This is a genomic window from Paenibacillus terrae HPL-003, assembly GCF_000235585.1.
Classification (GTDB): Bacteria; Bacillota; Bacilli; order Paenibacillales; family Paenibacillaceae; genus Paenibacillus; species Paenibacillus terrae_B.
Genome location: NC_016641.1, coordinates 3775557 through 3789910 on the forward strand (window position 1 = coordinate 3775557; position 14354 = coordinate 3789910).

Consider the following 14354-nt stretch of genomic DNA (forward strand, 5'->3'; position numbering starts at 1 on the left):
TATGATTGAATCAGTTGAATGGCAGATTACACAACGTTTAGGCTTATGCTTGTGAAAATATCGCATGTTCAAAGTCTCCCCTCTATGTAAGATAGGTTTCTATGACTCGTCCTGAATGCCAAGTAGCTCGGATACCCGTCTCCTGTACCGTTTGGCCTTACGGGTTCCATGGATGAGATTGGACAGCCGAGAAGGCGGAATTTGGTACGTCTCACAAAACGTTTTTCTGATCCAACTGCCTTTCCACAAGCTTCTGTTTGATCGTCCATCCGAAGGGCGTTACAGGGTGTTTTTTATTATTGTCCAATAGGATTCACCTTCTCTATGTATATAGGTTGAAAAATTAGTCTTGATTGGTTGCTAATTGGTTATTCAAAGCGTACCATGAGATAAAATAATTATTGAAAATAGATTTTCATTGAAAATTGCAACTTCATCGTGGGTATAATTGACATTATTTCTAGGTACATTCTATAATCGGAATATTACGTAAAAAAGTGGGTTCTCTTAATGAAATTTTAAAATCGTTACTGGAGGCGGGATATTCATTGGAACAAGCCATTGTGATTCGTTCAGAAATACGAAAGTGTATGCAAGAAGAAGGCTTTACGCTAGGCGGTTTCTCGAAAGCAACAGAAATAAGGGGTAGCTACCTTAGTTTATTGCTCAATCACGATCCCCATAATTATCCTCTACCGATGCGACATTTTGATAGTATGATCCAGGCTTTAGGTAAACCAGAGGGATGGCTGTATGAGTGTTATGTGGATGAATGCTTTATTACAGGAAAGCCGGATCGTCGTCGGGTAGAACCGTTCTTGCTGCGCTGTGCAGAACTTGGGAAAGCTAATTGTATAGAACGAGTGTTATCCCGTTTGATAGAGAATCTAAGTCAACTTTCTGTCGTGTTTGAAATTGCAGAGAAGGTACACACAGCGGGAAATCCGCAGGGGGCGGTGCCGTTCTATGAGTGTGTAGCTGAACATGAGAAACACCAGCATTCCGAAACCTTGGCGATTAGCCAGTATCGGATTTTTCGTGCCGCCTTGGGACAAGATTTGCAGAAAAATAGAGATGCAGCCACACGGTTTTTACAGTTTCGAAATCGTTTACCTGTACATTTCCAGTTGGATGGACTATTACAATTGGCAAACACATATTATACATTGAGTGACTGGAAACGAATGGGGGAGTGCGCTGACGAGTTAATCGCATTGGCTAGAGTCGTTTATCAGGAGCAGCATCAGAGAAAAGGGAGTAAGCGAGAAAAGGCTTCTTTGAATACAGAGCGACACTTGGTTGTGTATTATGGTCAAGGGTACCTATTAAAAGCAACTGCATATGAGAAGCAGGGTTTCTATGAAGACTCTAGAAAATATATTGATGGATATTCTGATTTGTCTTGGTTTAAAGACCTGGATATTATTGGAATAGAAGAAGTGAATAAGTTTAAAATGTTTGCAGTAGCTAATTCGTATATGTTGGATATGCTTATGGGTCATAATCATATGTTAACGGACTATACAAATTATTTAGCCTCACATCCTCGTGAAGTTCTATTTGGATTGGCGATTATCGTAGGGACTGCAAATAGATACGGTTTTTCTATAGATAAAACCCTAGAGGAATTATCTGAAGAAATATCAAAGTTCAACCAATATGATGATATTATTGCATTAGGACGAAGATTACATTTTCATTATCATTTATCCCTGTATTATTTAGATAAAGGAGCAACAGAACAGTGTATTCAAAATACTTTACAGAGTCTCAATTTATCAGTTACTATTAACAACAGTAGTATGTTTGCTCAGGGAGTTGCTTTGTTTGAATTATGCAGAGAACAAGCTACAGAAGGCCAACTAAACTGTTACAAAAAAGTTTTGGAGGAGGTAAGAGTACATGAGAGGGTTAATCTCTGCCATCTTAGTAATAAGTTTCTTTAGTTTTACTTTCTGGAGTGGACCAATTTCAACTACTTTTCCTGATGCTATTATAAAGCCAATGGATCATGGTGTAGGTTCCTGATTCAAGACTGTCATACAAGGAATTTTCATATCGTAATTTTTATATGATTAAGGTTTCAATAAAAAAGGTAATAGACCCACATAAACTACATAATGACATCAACCCTTGCCAACTTTGCGGCAAGGGCTTTCTGCTTTTTTTATCATTTAATCACAGCAACATGTTTCTTGAGGAGCGATTTTTTTCTAAAAGATGAAAAAAGGTACTACTTTCAAAATGGGGAAAAAGGTTTATTTAAGGAATGATATTGAGTGATATAAAAGGGATATCAGGATAACATATGGATATACGTCAGTTTAACCTTCTGATAACATGATGTGCATCCTGCTTTAAAGTAAGCATGAACTTATGGATCAAATATTAGTTCCACCTGACAAGCTGCTAGAGGTTCCTAAGGTTAACTGAGATTTTGGATCGGCTACACTCTTCTAGACAGAAAAATTGCGGTCTACTATAGTAGACTACAGATGAACACTAGAAGGAGCGAACGGACGATGACTAAAAAAGAAAGACGTACCTTTAGTACCGAATTTAAGATGCAGATGGTTCAGCTCTATCAAAGTGGTAAACCCCGAAAGGATATCATTCAAGAATATGATTTGAATCCTTCATCACTAGATAAGTGGGTGAAACAGAATTCCACATCTGGATCCTTCAAAGAGAAAGACAACCGGACTCCAGAAGAGCTAGAACTCATCGAACTTCGAAAACAGAACAAGCAACTGCTCATGGAGAATGACATTTTAAAGCAAGCCGCGCTGATCATGGGACGAAAGTAAATGTCATTCGCCAGAATAAACATAAATACTCGGTATCAGCAATGTGCGACGTCCTAAAAATCTCTAGAAGCACCTATTATTATGAAGAGAGCAAGGTCGAGGCTACATCGGAGGATGAGCTTCCCTCCATGATTATGGATATTTTTCAAAGCAGCCGTCAAAACTACGGTACGCGTAAAATTAAAAAAAGAGCTGTACCAGCAAGGCTTTACAGTATCCAGACGGAGAATTGGACGAATCATGAAAGGAACTCGGGCTGGTCTCCTCGTATACGATCGCTCAATATAAACCTCATTCCACGAGCTGCAATGAAGCCAAGCAAGCGAATGTATTGAACCGGAAATTTGAGCAAGAACAGGCGTTATCTGTCGTCGTAAGCGACCTGACGTACGTTAGAGTGGGTTCATATTGGAACTACGTATGCTTCTTTGTCGATCTGTTTAACCGCGAGATTATTGGCTACAGTGCGGGGCTACACAAGGATGCCAAGCTAGTTTACCGTGCCTTGGCTTCGATAAAGGGCAACCTGAATGACATTCGGCTCTTTCACACCGACCGAGGAAATGAATTCAAGAATAAGCTCATCGACGATGCTCTGGAGGCTTTTCAGATTGAGCGCTCCTTGAGCATGAAAGGCTGTCCCTATGATAACGCCGTTGCAGAAGCCACGTTTAAAATTTTCAAAACAGAGTTTGTGAAGAAACGTCATTTTGAAAGCCTGACTGAACTAACCACAGAGTTACATGACTATGTGCACTGGTTTAACCATATTCGGATTCATGGATCTCTGGATTACTTAAGTCCGGCTGAATTCAAACAGAGACACCACAAAAAAGTTGTCTAGTTTAGTGTTGACAATCCATCTATTATTATTCGGTCTGTGGATGATGCTACTTACTTCCAAGGAGAGGTTGATTTTAATTATGCAACCGTAACTGGACTCGATTTAAATATGCAGAGCATATCTGGTTTGTCCGATAAATTATCAGATATTGATAAGCGAATCTCAGAGATTTATGGGGAATTATTCACTGATATGATTACAAACGCATCATTTGATTCGTCAAGTCGAAACTTGAAGCTGTACAGTGCTGCACGTACTGTAGCCACGGTGAATATACCGACTGGAGGAAGTTCAAGTAGTTCGACAACATAATGTTTACTGTACCTTCTGCTAATGGTAATATTAGGACATATATACTATGCGGGAGGTACGGTTAATGAAAAAATGGTCTTATTTACTCAGCGGTGTGTTAATTGGTGCGGTTGTTGCTACGGCTGGTAGCTCATTTGCTGATCAAGTCAAAACTTTAGTCGGAGCAAAGGTAGATGGGGAATATGCAGTTGAGGTCAATGGCAATTCTCTTGTTGAAAATGCAATTGTTGTTGACGGAAAGGCGCATGTACCTTTACGAGCCGTTTCCGACTCTCTAGGAGCTGGTTTAAAAGTGGACGGAAAAACAATTCAGATTACCACCAATTCAAGCGCTTCTTCTGATGCAAACGTTACGCCAGTTGCAACTTCGGCGGGTAACAGCAACAACCGGTATGAACAAAAGCTGGTGGACAGAAAAAAAGAATTGGAACAAACAATCACTACAACACAAAAGGGAATTGAGGATCAATTAGCAAATCTTCAAACTGCACAAAAAAGCCGAGAAAAAGTATCTGATGAGCGCTTTTTGTCAATAGGGGACCAAAAGATTCAAGCATATAAAGATCAAATCACTCAACTTGAAGGTATTATAGAAAAATCAAAAAAAGAGATTGAAGAGATTGATAAAACCCTTTCCAGCAAACAATAAAATAGAAAGGGTGATTAATCATGATGCTATATGACTTCTTTAAATACTTCGGTGGAGCTGCGGCATTGTTTGGTTCGCTTGGCGGGTTTGTCCTGTGGCAGAACGAGGATGAAATTGTACTTGGCGTAGCTATTATAATATTCTCAATTGTCGCTGGTTTGTTTTTCATTGGTTTTGGTGCTTTACTGGAATCGGTTCACAAGATCCAACTACATGTAACAGGAGAGAAAACACCTGAGCCAGTTGTGCAGCAACCTAAAATTTCGATACCTGGTGTAAAGGACTAAAATAAAAGCAATCTATAAAACTGAATTAGAAGAAATAAATAAGGCTATAGCTTCACTTAAATAAAATCCGTAGTAACCTAGTAATAACTAAATTATATACTGTGTGTACAAAAGCCCTCCGTTGAAGAGGGTTTTTGTATGGTATTCAAAGAAAGGAAGGTATTGATGGAGAATTTCATAGGTTCAATTGTCTTTATATTACCTGGATTCTTAATGTATTTTTGGATTCAATCATTTGGGGTTAATCCAGTAGTGAAGCATACACCCGGAGAATTTACGGCAGTAGCTGCGCTATTATGGCTCCCAACTTCATTTGTGACGTTGTTAATTTATAACGGAGCTATTTTTGCTTCACGGTTTATCGGAAAAACGGAGATCGTCTGGTCGTTGGACGCATTAAAAAGTAAGTCAAACGATATTTTCTTTCTCGTTGTGTTCTTGCTTCTTAGTGTTATTGTTAGTTTTTTCATGAGCTTGATTTGGGTGAGATGGATATATCCCGTCCAGATGAAACTCATTAACAAAGTGCGCAACAAACGAGGAGTGGCCAGTTTTTCGAAAAATCCTTCTGTGTGGGATGAGATATTCACGAATAATGATTCGCAGGTCGTAGAAATAGGGAAGATAAATAAAGAGGGCGAACCTGTTATTGGATGCATAAACAAAGCGTCCCGAACATTTGAGCCGGAACGCTATCTGAATTTAGATGATATTAAATTCTTTACTGATTTGGTAAGCAAACATGAAATTCCTGTATCTCAAATTTTATACGATACCAAGGCCGGAACGTATATCAAAATTTTCGATCCTGAAGGTATAAGAGATGCACAAATTGAAGATATGAAATCTACTTCTTCTTCGGTTCAACAGGAGTAATTCGAGCGCTAGGTTTGTCAACGGAATTTTGTTGACGCTTTTCGCTGGCTCCTTGAACTGATTTTGGCGAGTTGCTGGGTTGATTATTTTTATTCATTTTTTATCTCCTTCGGTTGATTTGGTGTATCTGTTTTATCAATGCTTACAGATTTGTCCGATTCGGTCAATCTAGCGGACCGTTTCTCTACTGAACCTTGGACATAAATACGCCGAGGTTCTTCTTTTTTATCCTTCATACCCCTCCTCCTTTCCGAATTTCCATAATTCGACACAAAGGGCGAAAGTCCTCTTTTCCGTAGTGCAAACGAACTAAACGAAGAATACAATACAAGTATAAAAGCCTCTGATAACTCAGGGGCTTATTTTGCGTCTCAAAATAAATTATCGGAGTGATAAAGGATGAATAATGGTCTAGTTATTTTTGAAAATCAGCATGAAGTGACGATACTAACAAGGGAGGACGTAGGAATTGATTTCAAAGGTGATTTTTTAATAAGTGCAAAAGACATTGCTACAATACTGGAGTACCAAGGAGAGAAAGCGACTAATAATGTATTGAAATTCTGCAAAGAATCTCATATATATCGGATGAAAAATTCGGACATTCTGAATCGGAATGTCCGAAAAATGAATAATGCAGGAGAGGCTTTTATTACAAGTTTTGCTTTGAATCGTGTACTTGGACAATCCGGTCAACCCAAGGCTGAGACGTTCCAAGATTGGTTATATGAAGATATTCTTCCTTCGATCCAAAAACATGGTATTTATGCAACAGAAGACGTAATGGATAAAATACTAGGTCGTGTCTGAAAACTCTTCATTGAGTCAATTTGAAAATGGCAGCTACGTATACAAACGCCAAGAATGACTTGGCCAACTTGTCGTAACGAGTAGCCACACGGCGAAAGTGTTTGATTTTATTGAAAAAGCACTCCACTAAGTGGCGTTCTTTGTAACGATACCAATCGACTTTCCAAGGGTTTTGACTATTCGCTTTAGGCGGGATGGTGTAGGATGCCTGCTTAGCTGTAATCCAATTCCGAATCGCTTCTGAGCCATAGGCTTTGTCGCCAAGAATATGACTTCCTGTAATATCAAGCTTCTGAAGTAAATCGATCGCTGGAACAGAATCATAGACTTGACCACCCGTCAGAAGAAAAGCGAGGGGATTTCCTAATCCATCGACGACCGTGTGAAGTTTGGTTGTCTTTCCGCCACGACTGACGCCGATGTGTTGATTCACTTCGTGTCCTTCAACGTTTTTTTAGCACCGGCACTATGTTGATGGGCTTTGACCGATGTAGAATCAATGCTCAAGTTTTCAAAGTCAGGTTCGATCTGGAGAGATTGGAAGATAGTGACAAGCAGTCCGGTATCTCGCCACTTGCAAAAGCGACTGTAGACCGTTTTCCATGAACCATAGCGTTCCTCCGGTAGATCACGCCAGGCAGCACCACTTCGAGCGATCCATAGAAAAGCGTTAAACATGGTTCGTTCACTTAATTTTGACGGACGTCCTGTTTTGTAGGGTGGAAACATGCCCTTAATTTGATCCCACTGTTCATCGCTTATTTCGTACCGTCTTTGAATCATCTTGACGCTCCATTCGTTTTTCTCAAATCTTACCATGTTATTTAGTTTTCAGACACATCCTAGGTAAAATGGAACAATATAAAGGTGAAATATCAATGGAAATTGACAAACAGAAAGAAGAAATCACGCAGAATGTAATGGCTGCTATAGAGGGACAACTAGATGAAATCAAAACCCAAAGCGCGTCTGTAAATCAAAGCCCCTCTGAAAGTGAATTTGCAGAAGTCAGAAATCGAGACAGAGGAACTTTTGGTAAAGGGGATTCAATGGACAGCGTTGAGAAGGTAATGGGTACTGCTGATACGATAAACTATGCAGGCCCTTTCGAAAGATGGTTTTACGGAAATTCAAGCGTGAGTTTTAAAGACGGGAAAGTCAATGGATGGAGCAATTTGGATGGGAATCTATTGTTAAAATAAAACAAAGGCCCCGGCGGTAGATGCACGGGGCCTTTGTTTTATTCCGCAGTTACTGTCTGTTGAACAGCTTCTGTCAGTGCTGTAGTAGGCTCAGTTTCAGAATGAGCCTGACCTTGAACGACAGGTACTACCTCTGCTGTAGCTTGAGCCAAGAAATCATTAAGCTTTGCAGCCAGACCAGATACAGCTTCTTTAGCTGCCGCTTGAGTTGCCTCTTCACTCGGCTGTGCTTCGGTAGTAAGTACCGCTTTCGTCTTAGCCTTATACTCCAGATATGCCTTCTCAATCGCGGACCTTAGCTCTACTTGGGATACTGCGATACCTTGACTGGAAAGAGTAAGTGAAGCATACTGCAAAGCCTCCTGAAGCTTGCGCTCGCCTCCAGCTTGCTTAAAAGCTGTTTGAGCAAAGGCAAAGCCTTCTCCTGCTATCTTATGGATCACTTCCCTCTGTGCCGCCGTAGTACGAGCCTCCAGCCATGCATTTACTTTCCCTTTAACTGTGTTCAAGCCAGCCAAAACGAATGTCGTAAGTACACCTACGGCAGCTGTAGCAATAGTAGTCACGTATGGTTGTACACCTTCGATTAATGTTTGCATGATTACTTATCCCCTTTCAATTTCAAAGCAGCAATTCTATTTTTGGAGTCCCATGAAACCTCTGCTCCATAAGACTCCGCGATTGGCCGAAGTTGTACATAAGCGATACCTTCCACAAGCTGTACAGATTGCAATTTACGATTGTTCAGATAAACCACCTTTTTGGCATTGTCCCAACGTAAAGGGATACCAAGTGCGTTAGCCAGCGTACGCAGTGGTACGTAGGTCTTGCCGTCAAACAGCAACGCCTTACCCGCATCCTCTTCGTTAATCTGGAATGATCCATCCTTAGCAGTCGCAGTCTCTGCTTTGGGTACGGAAGGCTTCTTACTGAACCGCATCCGCAGTTCATCCGCTGTACCGTCAAATTCATTAAGATCGACAGGACCGGCGATGCCAGCCACCTTACGTATACCGGACGGCAGTGTACCACCAGCCGAGCCATCGCTATACTGCCAAAAGTCCCAGCGTGACCATCCGGACGCGCCGGACGGAACTTGTGTAGCACTGTATCGGGCAATCCATAACGGATAATCTGACAAACCAGTAAAATTACCGATGAATGACGGATAAGTGTACACAATAGGTCGTACACCCGTAAGTCTCTCAACCTCCTGTAAAAACGTCTTGGCTACGGCTGTAAGTGCTGATTTGCTCAGGCTGGACTTATTGGATTCATAATCCATCACAGGCGGCAGATCAAAAGCTGCGATGCCTCCGGCTGAATCAATGGCGCTCACAAAGTTTGCAGCTTCCTTTCGAGCATCCTCTGGCGTAGTAGCAGAGTCGTCTACGTAGTGATAAGCTCCTACCAGAACTCCGACAGCTCGCGCAGCCTGCGCATTACCGATGAACGTTTTGTCACGGTATGACTTTCCTTGGCTGGCCTTAATGAAGGTAAACGATATACCATCATCCTTTACTGCCTTCCAATCAATCTTTCCTTGATACCGGGATACATCTATCCCTTGTGCGTTACCTTTTTTCCTTGCTTGCATCATCTTTCTCCCCTTCACCTTTACTTTTTAAGACCTCTACCGCTTGACGGATAACAGACGGAATCGGTACGCCAAGTCTGCCGCCATTTTCTGTAATGGAAAGTACCTCATTTGCCATGTAGAAATAGGCGACTGCATCTCGAATTAGATGCGAATCGCCTAATATTCCATCGATCAAGTGCCCCACTGCCACCATTGCAAAAATAAAAACTTTTCGGGTAATACCAATTAGGCCAATTTTGCTTTTTAAGCCAGGGCCAGTACCCCTTTTGCTCTCTGCTCCCGCCGCAAAGCATCCAGTCACATAATCAATAATGACTAGTGCAAGCAACACCCCTAATACCCCCGACCACCCACCATAAAGATACGTGACAGCACTACTCCCAAAAGCAGTGCTAAATTTATAAATCTCCGACTTATCCACTTATTTCCCCCATTTCTTTTTACTCAATATAAGCTGAAAAGCCACAAACATAGCGCACTCAGATGAGCACGATCAGGAAACTTTTCCTGAGCTATCGTCGTCTGCTTTTTGTTCCTTTTCTTCTTGAGCTTGTATCTCTGCTAATGCATTTCCTACCGCTATATCCAAACCTATAAGTATTTCTTTCCGTCGTGCTGGCTGTGAAGCAATTACAGCAGAAATAACCTCAGTTAATTCTTCAACCGGTCTGGTTAAATCCAGTTGTATGTCCAATGTAGATTTTATCTTTGCCATAGGTTTCATCACCTCCCTCAGACACAAAAAAAGACACCTTTAGTTTACAGATGCCTTTAATTGCTCTTTATTATAAATTTTCACAAGCCATTCACGGCCTAATTGAGTAAATCTACGATGATAGATAACTTTACCGTTATCAAGAACTTCTTGTTTGATTTCAACATAGCCGCAATCCGCGTATCTGCTATACAACAACCATGTATCATTCTGCCTGAATTGAATTTTTCGACTCCCTAAATCATTATTCAGCGCAATTGCTGACTTGAATCCAAGCTCCTTCGCAATCTCTGTAGCAGTGTAGGTCTTGTTAACGTGCATCAGAATAGCATTCGTTCGCTCTGCTTGGACTCTGGCAGTGCGCTCCTCTTTGAGTTTAGTCAAGAGTTCAATTCCGAAGTCAGGATTGTTTAGGATGTGTCTGAAACTAAATAACATGGTAAGATTTGAGAAAAACGAATAGGAGCGTCAAGATGATTCAAAGACGGTACGAAATAAGCGATGAACAGTGGGATCAAATTAAGGGCATGTTTCCACCCTACAAAACAGGACGTCCGTCAAAATTAAGTGAACGAACCATGTTTAACGCTTTTCTATGGATCGCTCGAAGTGGTGCTGCCTGGGCGTGATCTACCGGAGGGAACGCTATGGTTCATGGAAAACGGTCTACAGTCGCTTTTGCAAGTGGCGAGATACCGGACTGCTTGTCACTATCTTCCAATCTCTCCAGATCGAACCTGACTTTGAAAACTTGAGCATTGATTCTACATCGGTCAAAGCCCATCAACATAGTGCCGGTGCTAAAAAAACGTTGAAGGACACGAAGTGAATCAACACATCGGCGTCAGTCGTGGCGGAAAGACAACCAAACTTCACACGGTCGTCGATGGATTAGGAAATCCCCTCGCTTTTCTTCTGACGGGTGGTCAAGTCTATGATTCTGTTCCAGCGATCGATTTACTTCAGAAGCTTGATATTACAGGAAGTCATATTCTTGGCGACAAAGCCTATGGCTCAGAAGCGATTCGGAATTGGATTACAGCTAAGCAGGCATCCTACACCATCCCGCCTAAAGCGAATAGTCAAAACCCTTGGAAAGTCGATTGGTATCGTTACAAAGAACGCCACTTAGTGGAGTGCTTTTTCAATAAAAATCAAACACTTTCTCCGTGTGGCTACTCGTTACGACAAGTTGGCCAAGTCATTCTTGGCGTTTGTATACGTAGCTGCCATTTTCAAATTGACTCAATGAAGAGTTTTCAGACACGACCTAGTGCAGAATCAATATTAGGGGTGTTTTGCCAACCGTCTTGAGTAAGAATCTTTGCTTCTCCAGTTAAACGATTGATCATTACAGGATACTTTTGATCCAATTTATCATACTTATAAAGTGTTGGGTAAATGAATAGCCCAAATAAAGCAATAGATGCAAGTACAAAAGGGTACAGGGATATCCCTTTCAAATTAAGTCGGGTTTTCTTTTGTTCATTTTTGATTTGATTTTCAGGTTCCAAAGTATACAATCCCCTTCACATTGGATATTCTAGTCGTAGTCTATCAGAACCAGGAATATATATCCAGATAAAAACTTGCCCAAACACCCGTAACTACGAATAAAAGGATAAAGCAAATACCCTGCTGGTTTGTGATGGTAGGGATTTTTTTGCTTGAAATAAGAACAAATGTTCTATATAATTATATTACTAACTTACATGTATATTATTTATGGTTCTTGTTTCCTATTGAAATGTCGGAAAATGTGAAAAAATGTATGGATATCCCGAAGGTTATGGTATAAAATTGAAAAAAGACCAGAACCATAGGGCCCTAGTCCAATACCTACTTATATTTTATAATATTTGCAAGGGCCCTGCAACTGTATTGGAGGGCTTATAATGAGTAAATATCCCAAAGTTCCTGAAAAAATAATTCGTAAGCTAGCTAAGGAAAAAGGCATAAAGAAATTGAATGGCAAATCTATCGAGGATATTGAAACAGCAATTTGTTGAAGCAGGACATGAGGAAGATTTAAATCATCTCGCCTCAGAGTTTGCTTTTACCAAAAGTAGCTGTGGGCTCATTATAGAAAAACCATTGACTCCTTTCGCAGAGGAGATAAACTCTCCTGAAAAATTAATAAAACTGCTTGTTGAGCGAAAACTTATTCCTCATAACTTTCGAGGTTTGGTTAATTGGCAAACGGATTATGATGATAAAGTCAGAATTTGTGGTTTTTATCAAGAAGGCGACACTGTGTTTATAAACACTGTTCAAAGAAGGTACACAAAAATAAAAAACGGTTGGAATGGAACCACAACTAGCGCATATGCTGATTTTATTCCAGTTGCAATTCACTTTGACAACTGTTTGCTTGAGTTTAGAACTACAACTACTTATTTTGCTAATGTAAAATCTTTTATCATGGAACTTCTTTTATACGAAGGAGATTTTAAATACGAGACTCTCACAAAGTTAACAAATAAAGATGCGAATAGGATAAAAGCTTTGCTTCAAGCCGGTTTTTCATCCGAGGAAATTGCCATTCCCTCAACTGTTGGGACTTTTAAGTGGACTAGTTCAAAAGGAAAATATGATCTGGAGAATGATTTGCTTATAGCTAAATTCAAACAGTTTTTACGTGATAATTCGCTTCCCTCTGATGATCGTATGGTGGTCACTGTACATCTAGAAGAGTATGAAGATGAGGTCACAAAAGTGAAATTTCCAGTCACCTTTAATATCAACATTAAATCAGGCAGTATAAAGTTTAATTCAGTTGTAACCCAGGGAGTAATTGATCATGTAGTCGATGCTATTATTAAGGTTACTTATATTGAGAAACTTCTAGAGCTTGAGGAACAGGAAGTAAAGGAAACTGTAATATAAGATCACAAGGAGGAGAGAAGATGTCTAAGCCTATAGGTAAAATAAATGATTTATTAATTAATTGGGCATCTTCAACTACTCCTATACTCGATTTTACTGTAGAAAATGTTTTGTCAGCTATAGATTTTGAAACCACTTACGATTTTGTTTTAAAACTTCTGTTGTCGAAAAATGGATTTGAAGTTAATGTTTCTAGAATTTATATGTGTCCAAACAATCATAAAGCATATCACTGTGAAATTAATGATGAAATTGATGAATACGATCTTCCGGAATGTCACGTTTGCGGGGAAGAGATCGTTAATGATTTAGATCACAGTTTTTTAGTTTTCAATTTTACAGATGACTTTATTGATGACGCTAAAAAAAAAGAATATTGGTTGAGGAATATCCAAGGCCATCTGGCGATTTAATTGGTGCAAAAAGTATGCAGGAATTAATCCAAGATGGATTATTAAAAATAAATGATTTTGATAAAGGAGTTGTTTTTATGGTGGATAATAGACAGTATCATATCAATGGAGTAAACGGGGAAACTCTTAATATAAACACTGGATCACAAGGAAATGTATTTCAAAGTATAACTAACAAAACTGAAGCTGATGTTACGAATTTAATTGAAGAATTACTTCGTTATGCTGAGGAAAACGGGGAACCAAGAGATGTAGAAATGGTTCAAGCGATTGAAACTAATATAAAAGAAAAGAAGTGGGAGAGTGCGAAGGCAATTTTTGGTTTGTTAACAAAGTCAATCCAAGTATCTGCATCAGGAATCTCTATAGCGAAAGCATTTGGCTGGTTGTAACATTACAATAAGATATCGAAAGCATCGGCGACACCCTACTGGCTAAGCTGGTGGGGTATTTTTATATTCATTTTTCATTGGATATCAAAATAAACAGTTGAAAAGCCGATATCATAATTACCAACGAATGAAAACTTAGGAGGATTATAGATGGTCTTTTGGATTCTTGTACTTGTAGTCGTGGGACTTATTCTTTCAGCAATGATAGGGGGTTCTCGGATTGCAAGCAATAATCGTAAACAACCGAAAATAGAACGTATAGGTGCGGTGGTTGATAAGCGTGTAGATTGGACTGAAGGATCGTCTTCAAAAACATTCTATATAACCTGCGAGTTCGAAAGCAATGATCGCAAAGAAATTTCAGTTAGTAATGATAAATACGGCCTTTTTGTCGTAGGGGATAAAATCAAAGTAACAAGCCAAGGTACTTGGGATTGGGTAGAACGCGTAGTAGCGTAAGGTCATAAGGATATTTACAGAATCACCCAAACGGTATATACTTTACGTATAAATCCGAAAGCATCGGTAGCACTCTGCTGGCTCAAGCCGGTGGGGTGTTTT

Annotated in this window: 18 protein-coding genes and 3 pseudogenes; 12 read left to right on the forward strand and 9 right to left on the reverse strand. The window is 39.9% G+C overall.

Annotated features, from left to right (window positions below; all coding sequences use genetic code 11):
• Positions 1–99 precede the first annotated feature (99 nt).
• A pseudogene (locus HPL003_RS29865) lies at positions 100–307 on the reverse strand (XRE family transcriptional regulator).
• Positions 308–548: 241 nt separating this feature from the next.
• Between HPL003_RS29865 and HPL003_RS17185 the strand changes: the two are divergent.
• From HPL003_RS17185 to HPL003_RS17210, 5 genes and pseudogenes are all read left to right on the forward strand, one after another.
• On the forward strand, positions 549–1946 hold the full coding sequence (locus HPL003_RS17185; protein WP_014280976.1) for a hypothetical protein: 1398 nt from the start codon (positions 549–551) through the stop codon (positions 1944–1946).
• Positions 1947–2522: 576 nt separating this feature from the next.
• Positions 2523–3651: pseudogene (locus HPL003_RS17195) on the forward strand (IS3 family transposase).
• 376 nt (positions 3652–4027) lie between these two features.
• Positions 4028–4612, forward strand: coding sequence for a PIN domain-containing protein (locus tag HPL003_RS17200; RefSeq protein ID WP_014280979.1), 585 nt, complete (start codon positions 4028–4030; stop codon positions 4610–4612).
• A 20-nt stretch (positions 4613–4632) separates the two neighbouring features.
• Positions 4633–4899: a hypothetical protein gene (locus HPL003_RS17205; protein ID WP_014280980.1), complete on the forward strand. Its 267-nt coding sequence runs from the start codon at positions 4633–4635 to the stop codon at positions 4897–4899.
• A 138-nt stretch (positions 4900–5037) separates the two neighbouring features.
• Positions 5038–5775 carry a DUF6338 family protein gene (locus HPL003_RS17210; RefSeq protein ID WP_014280981.1) on the forward strand — a complete coding sequence of 246 codons (738 nt, stop codon included), beginning with the start codon at positions 5038–5040 and terminating at the stop codon, positions 5773–5775.
• 89 nt (positions 5776–5864) lie between these two features.
• On the opposite strand, the gene HPL003_RS28910 is transcribed toward HPL003_RS17210, so the two are convergent.
• Positions 5865–6011, reverse strand: coding sequence for a hypothetical protein (locus HPL003_RS28910; protein ID WP_014280982.1), 147 nt, complete (start codon positions 6009–6011; stop codon positions 5865–5867).
• Positions 6012–6174: 163 nt separating this feature from the next.
• Between HPL003_RS28910 and HPL003_RS17215 the strand changes: the two genes are divergently transcribed.
• On the forward strand, positions 6175–6585 hold the full coding sequence (locus HPL003_RS17215) for a BRO-N domain-containing protein (RefSeq protein ID WP_014280983.1): 411 nt from the start codon (positions 6175–6177) through the stop codon (positions 6583–6585).
• 7 nt (positions 6586–6592) lie between these two features.
• Here HPL003_RS17215 and HPL003_RS27685 read toward each other — a convergent pair.
• Positions 6593–7368 (reverse strand): IS5 family transposase gene (locus HPL003_RS27685; RefSeq protein WP_202946267.1). Its coding sequence is split into 2 segments (ribosomal slippage): positions 6593–7041 and positions 7041–7368, totalling 777 coding nucleotides; the frame shifts between segments, so codons are not numbered across the junction.
• 95 nt (positions 7369–7463) lie between these two features.
• On the opposite strand from HPL003_RS27685, the gene HPL003_RS17230 reads away from it, so the two are divergent.
• Complete coding sequence (locus HPL003_RS17230) at positions 7464–7787, forward strand: hypothetical protein (RefSeq protein ID WP_014280985.1); 324 nt, start codon at positions 7464–7466, stop codon at positions 7785–7787.
• Between the two features lie 38 nt (positions 7788–7825).
• Here the strand turns inward: HPL003_RS17230 and HPL003_RS17235 are convergent, their stop codons facing one another.
• From HPL003_RS17235 to HPL003_RS17255, 5 genes are all read right to left on the reverse strand, one after another.
• A complete protein-coding gene (locus HPL003_RS17235) occupies positions 7826–8386 on the reverse strand; it encodes a phage holin, LLH family (protein ID WP_014280986.1) in 561 nt (186 codons plus the stop codon).
• A 2-nt stretch (positions 8387–8388) separates the two neighbouring features.
• Positions 8389–9384, reverse strand: a complete 996-nt coding sequence (locus HPL003_RS17240) for a GH25 family lysozyme (protein ID WP_014280987.1) — start codon at positions 9382–9384, stop codon at positions 8389–8391.
• Positions 9362–9808 (reverse strand): phage holin family protein, encoded by a 447-nt coding sequence (locus HPL003_RS17245; protein ID WP_014280988.1) that lies wholly within the window; start codon positions 9806–9808, stop codon positions 9362–9364. Before HPL003_RS17245 ends, HPL003_RS17240 begins: the two co-directional genes overlap by 23 nt.
• 72 nt (positions 9809–9880) lie before the next feature.
• A complete protein-coding gene (locus HPL003_RS17250) occupies positions 9881–10102 on the reverse strand; it encodes a hypothetical protein (RefSeq protein WP_014280989.1) in 222 nt (73 codons plus the stop codon).
• A gap of 39 nt (positions 10103–10141) precedes the next feature.
• Positions 10142–10486 carry a phage antirepressor KilAC domain-containing protein gene (locus HPL003_RS17255; RefSeq protein WP_014280990.1) on the reverse strand — a complete coding sequence of 115 codons (345 nt, stop codon included), beginning with the start codon at positions 10484–10486 and terminating at the stop codon, positions 10142–10144.
• Positions 10487–10575: 89 nt separating this feature from the next.
• Here HPL003_RS17255 and HPL003_RS27690 point away from each other — a divergent pair.
• Positions 10576–11354 (forward strand): annotated as a pseudogene (locus tag HPL003_RS27690) (IS5 family transposase).
• A gap of 7 nt (positions 11355–11361) precedes the next feature.
• On the opposite strand, the gene HPL003_RS17270 reads toward HPL003_RS27690, so the two are convergent.
• Complete coding sequence (locus HPL003_RS17270; protein ID WP_014280993.1) at positions 11362–11616, reverse strand: hypothetical protein; 255 nt, start codon at positions 11614–11616, stop codon at positions 11362–11364.
• A 475-nt stretch (positions 11617–12091) separates the two neighbouring features.
• Here HPL003_RS17270 and HPL003_RS17275 point away from each other — a divergent pair, with 475 nt between their 5' ends.
• The 4 genes from HPL003_RS17275 to HPL003_RS17290 all read left to right on the forward strand — a co-directional run bounded on the left by HPL003_RS17275 (position 12092) and on the right by HPL003_RS17290 (position 14252).
• Positions 12092–12988 carry a hypothetical protein gene (locus HPL003_RS17275; RefSeq protein WP_043922428.1) on the forward strand — a complete coding sequence of 299 codons (897 nt, stop codon included), beginning with the start codon at positions 12092–12094 and terminating at the stop codon, positions 12986–12988.
• Between the two features lie 20 nt (positions 12989–13008).
• The gene (locus HPL003_RS17280) at positions 13009–13401 is read left to right on the forward strand and encodes a hypothetical protein (protein WP_014280995.1); all 393 of its coding nucleotides are present in this window, start codon (positions 13009–13011) and stop codon (positions 13399–13401) included.
• A gap of 14 nt (positions 13402–13415) precedes the next feature.
• Positions 13416–13793 (forward strand): hypothetical protein, encoded by a 378-nt coding sequence (locus HPL003_RS17285; protein WP_014280996.1) that lies wholly within the window; start codon positions 13416–13418, stop codon positions 13791–13793.
• Positions 13794–13943: 150 nt separating this feature from the next.
• On the forward strand, positions 13944–14252 hold the full coding sequence (locus tag HPL003_RS17290) for a DUF2500 family protein (RefSeq protein WP_014280997.1): 309 nt from the start codon (positions 13944–13946) through the stop codon (positions 14250–14252).
• Positions 14253–14354 lie beyond the last annotated feature (102 nt).

Coding starts and splice junctions, on each gene's coding strand:
- HPL003_RS17210 (WP_014280981.1), top strand. CDS start 5,038: ATGGTATTCAAAGAAAGGAAGGTATTGATGGAGAATTTCATAGGTTCA.
- HPL003_RS17230 (WP_014280985.1), top strand. CDS start 7,464: ATGGAAATTGACAAACAGAAAGAAGAAATCACGCAGAATGTAATGGCT.
- HPL003_RS17205 (WP_014280980.1), top strand. CDS start 4,633: ATGATGCTATATGACTTCTTTAAATACTTCGGTGGAGCTGCGGCATTG.
- HPL003_RS17215 (WP_014280983.1), top strand. CDS start 6,175: ATGAATAATGGTCTAGTTATTTTTGAAAATCAGCATGAAGTGACGATA.
- HPL003_RS17200 (WP_014280979.1), top strand. CDS start 4,028: ATGAAAAAATGGTCTTATTTACTCAGCGGTGTGTTAATTGGTGCGGTT.
- HPL003_RS17240 (WP_014280987.1), bottom strand. CDS start 9,384: ATGCAAGCAAGGAAAAAAGGTAACGCACAAGGGATAGATGTATCCCGG.
- HPL003_RS28910 (WP_014280982.1), bottom strand. CDS start 6,011: ATGAAGGATAAAAAAGAAGAACCTCGGCGTATTTATGTCCAAGGTTCA.
- HPL003_RS17250 (WP_014280989.1), bottom strand. CDS start 10,102: ATGGCAAAGATAAAATCTACATTGGACATACAACTGGATTTAACCAGA.
- HPL003_RS17290 (WP_014280997.1), top strand. CDS start 13,944: ATGGTCTTTTGGATTCTTGTACTTGTAGTCGTGGGACTTATTCTTTCA.
- HPL003_RS17280 (WP_014280995.1), top strand. CDS start 13,009: ATGTCTAAGCCTATAGGTAAAATAAATGATTTATTAATTAATTGGGCA.
- HPL003_RS17235 (WP_014280986.1), bottom strand. CDS start 8,386: ATGCAAACATTAATCGAAGGTGTACAACCATACGTGACTACTATTGCT.
- HPL003_RS17285 (WP_014280996.1), top strand. CDS start 13,416: ATGCAGGAATTAATCCAAGATGGATTATTAAAAATAAATGATTTTGAT.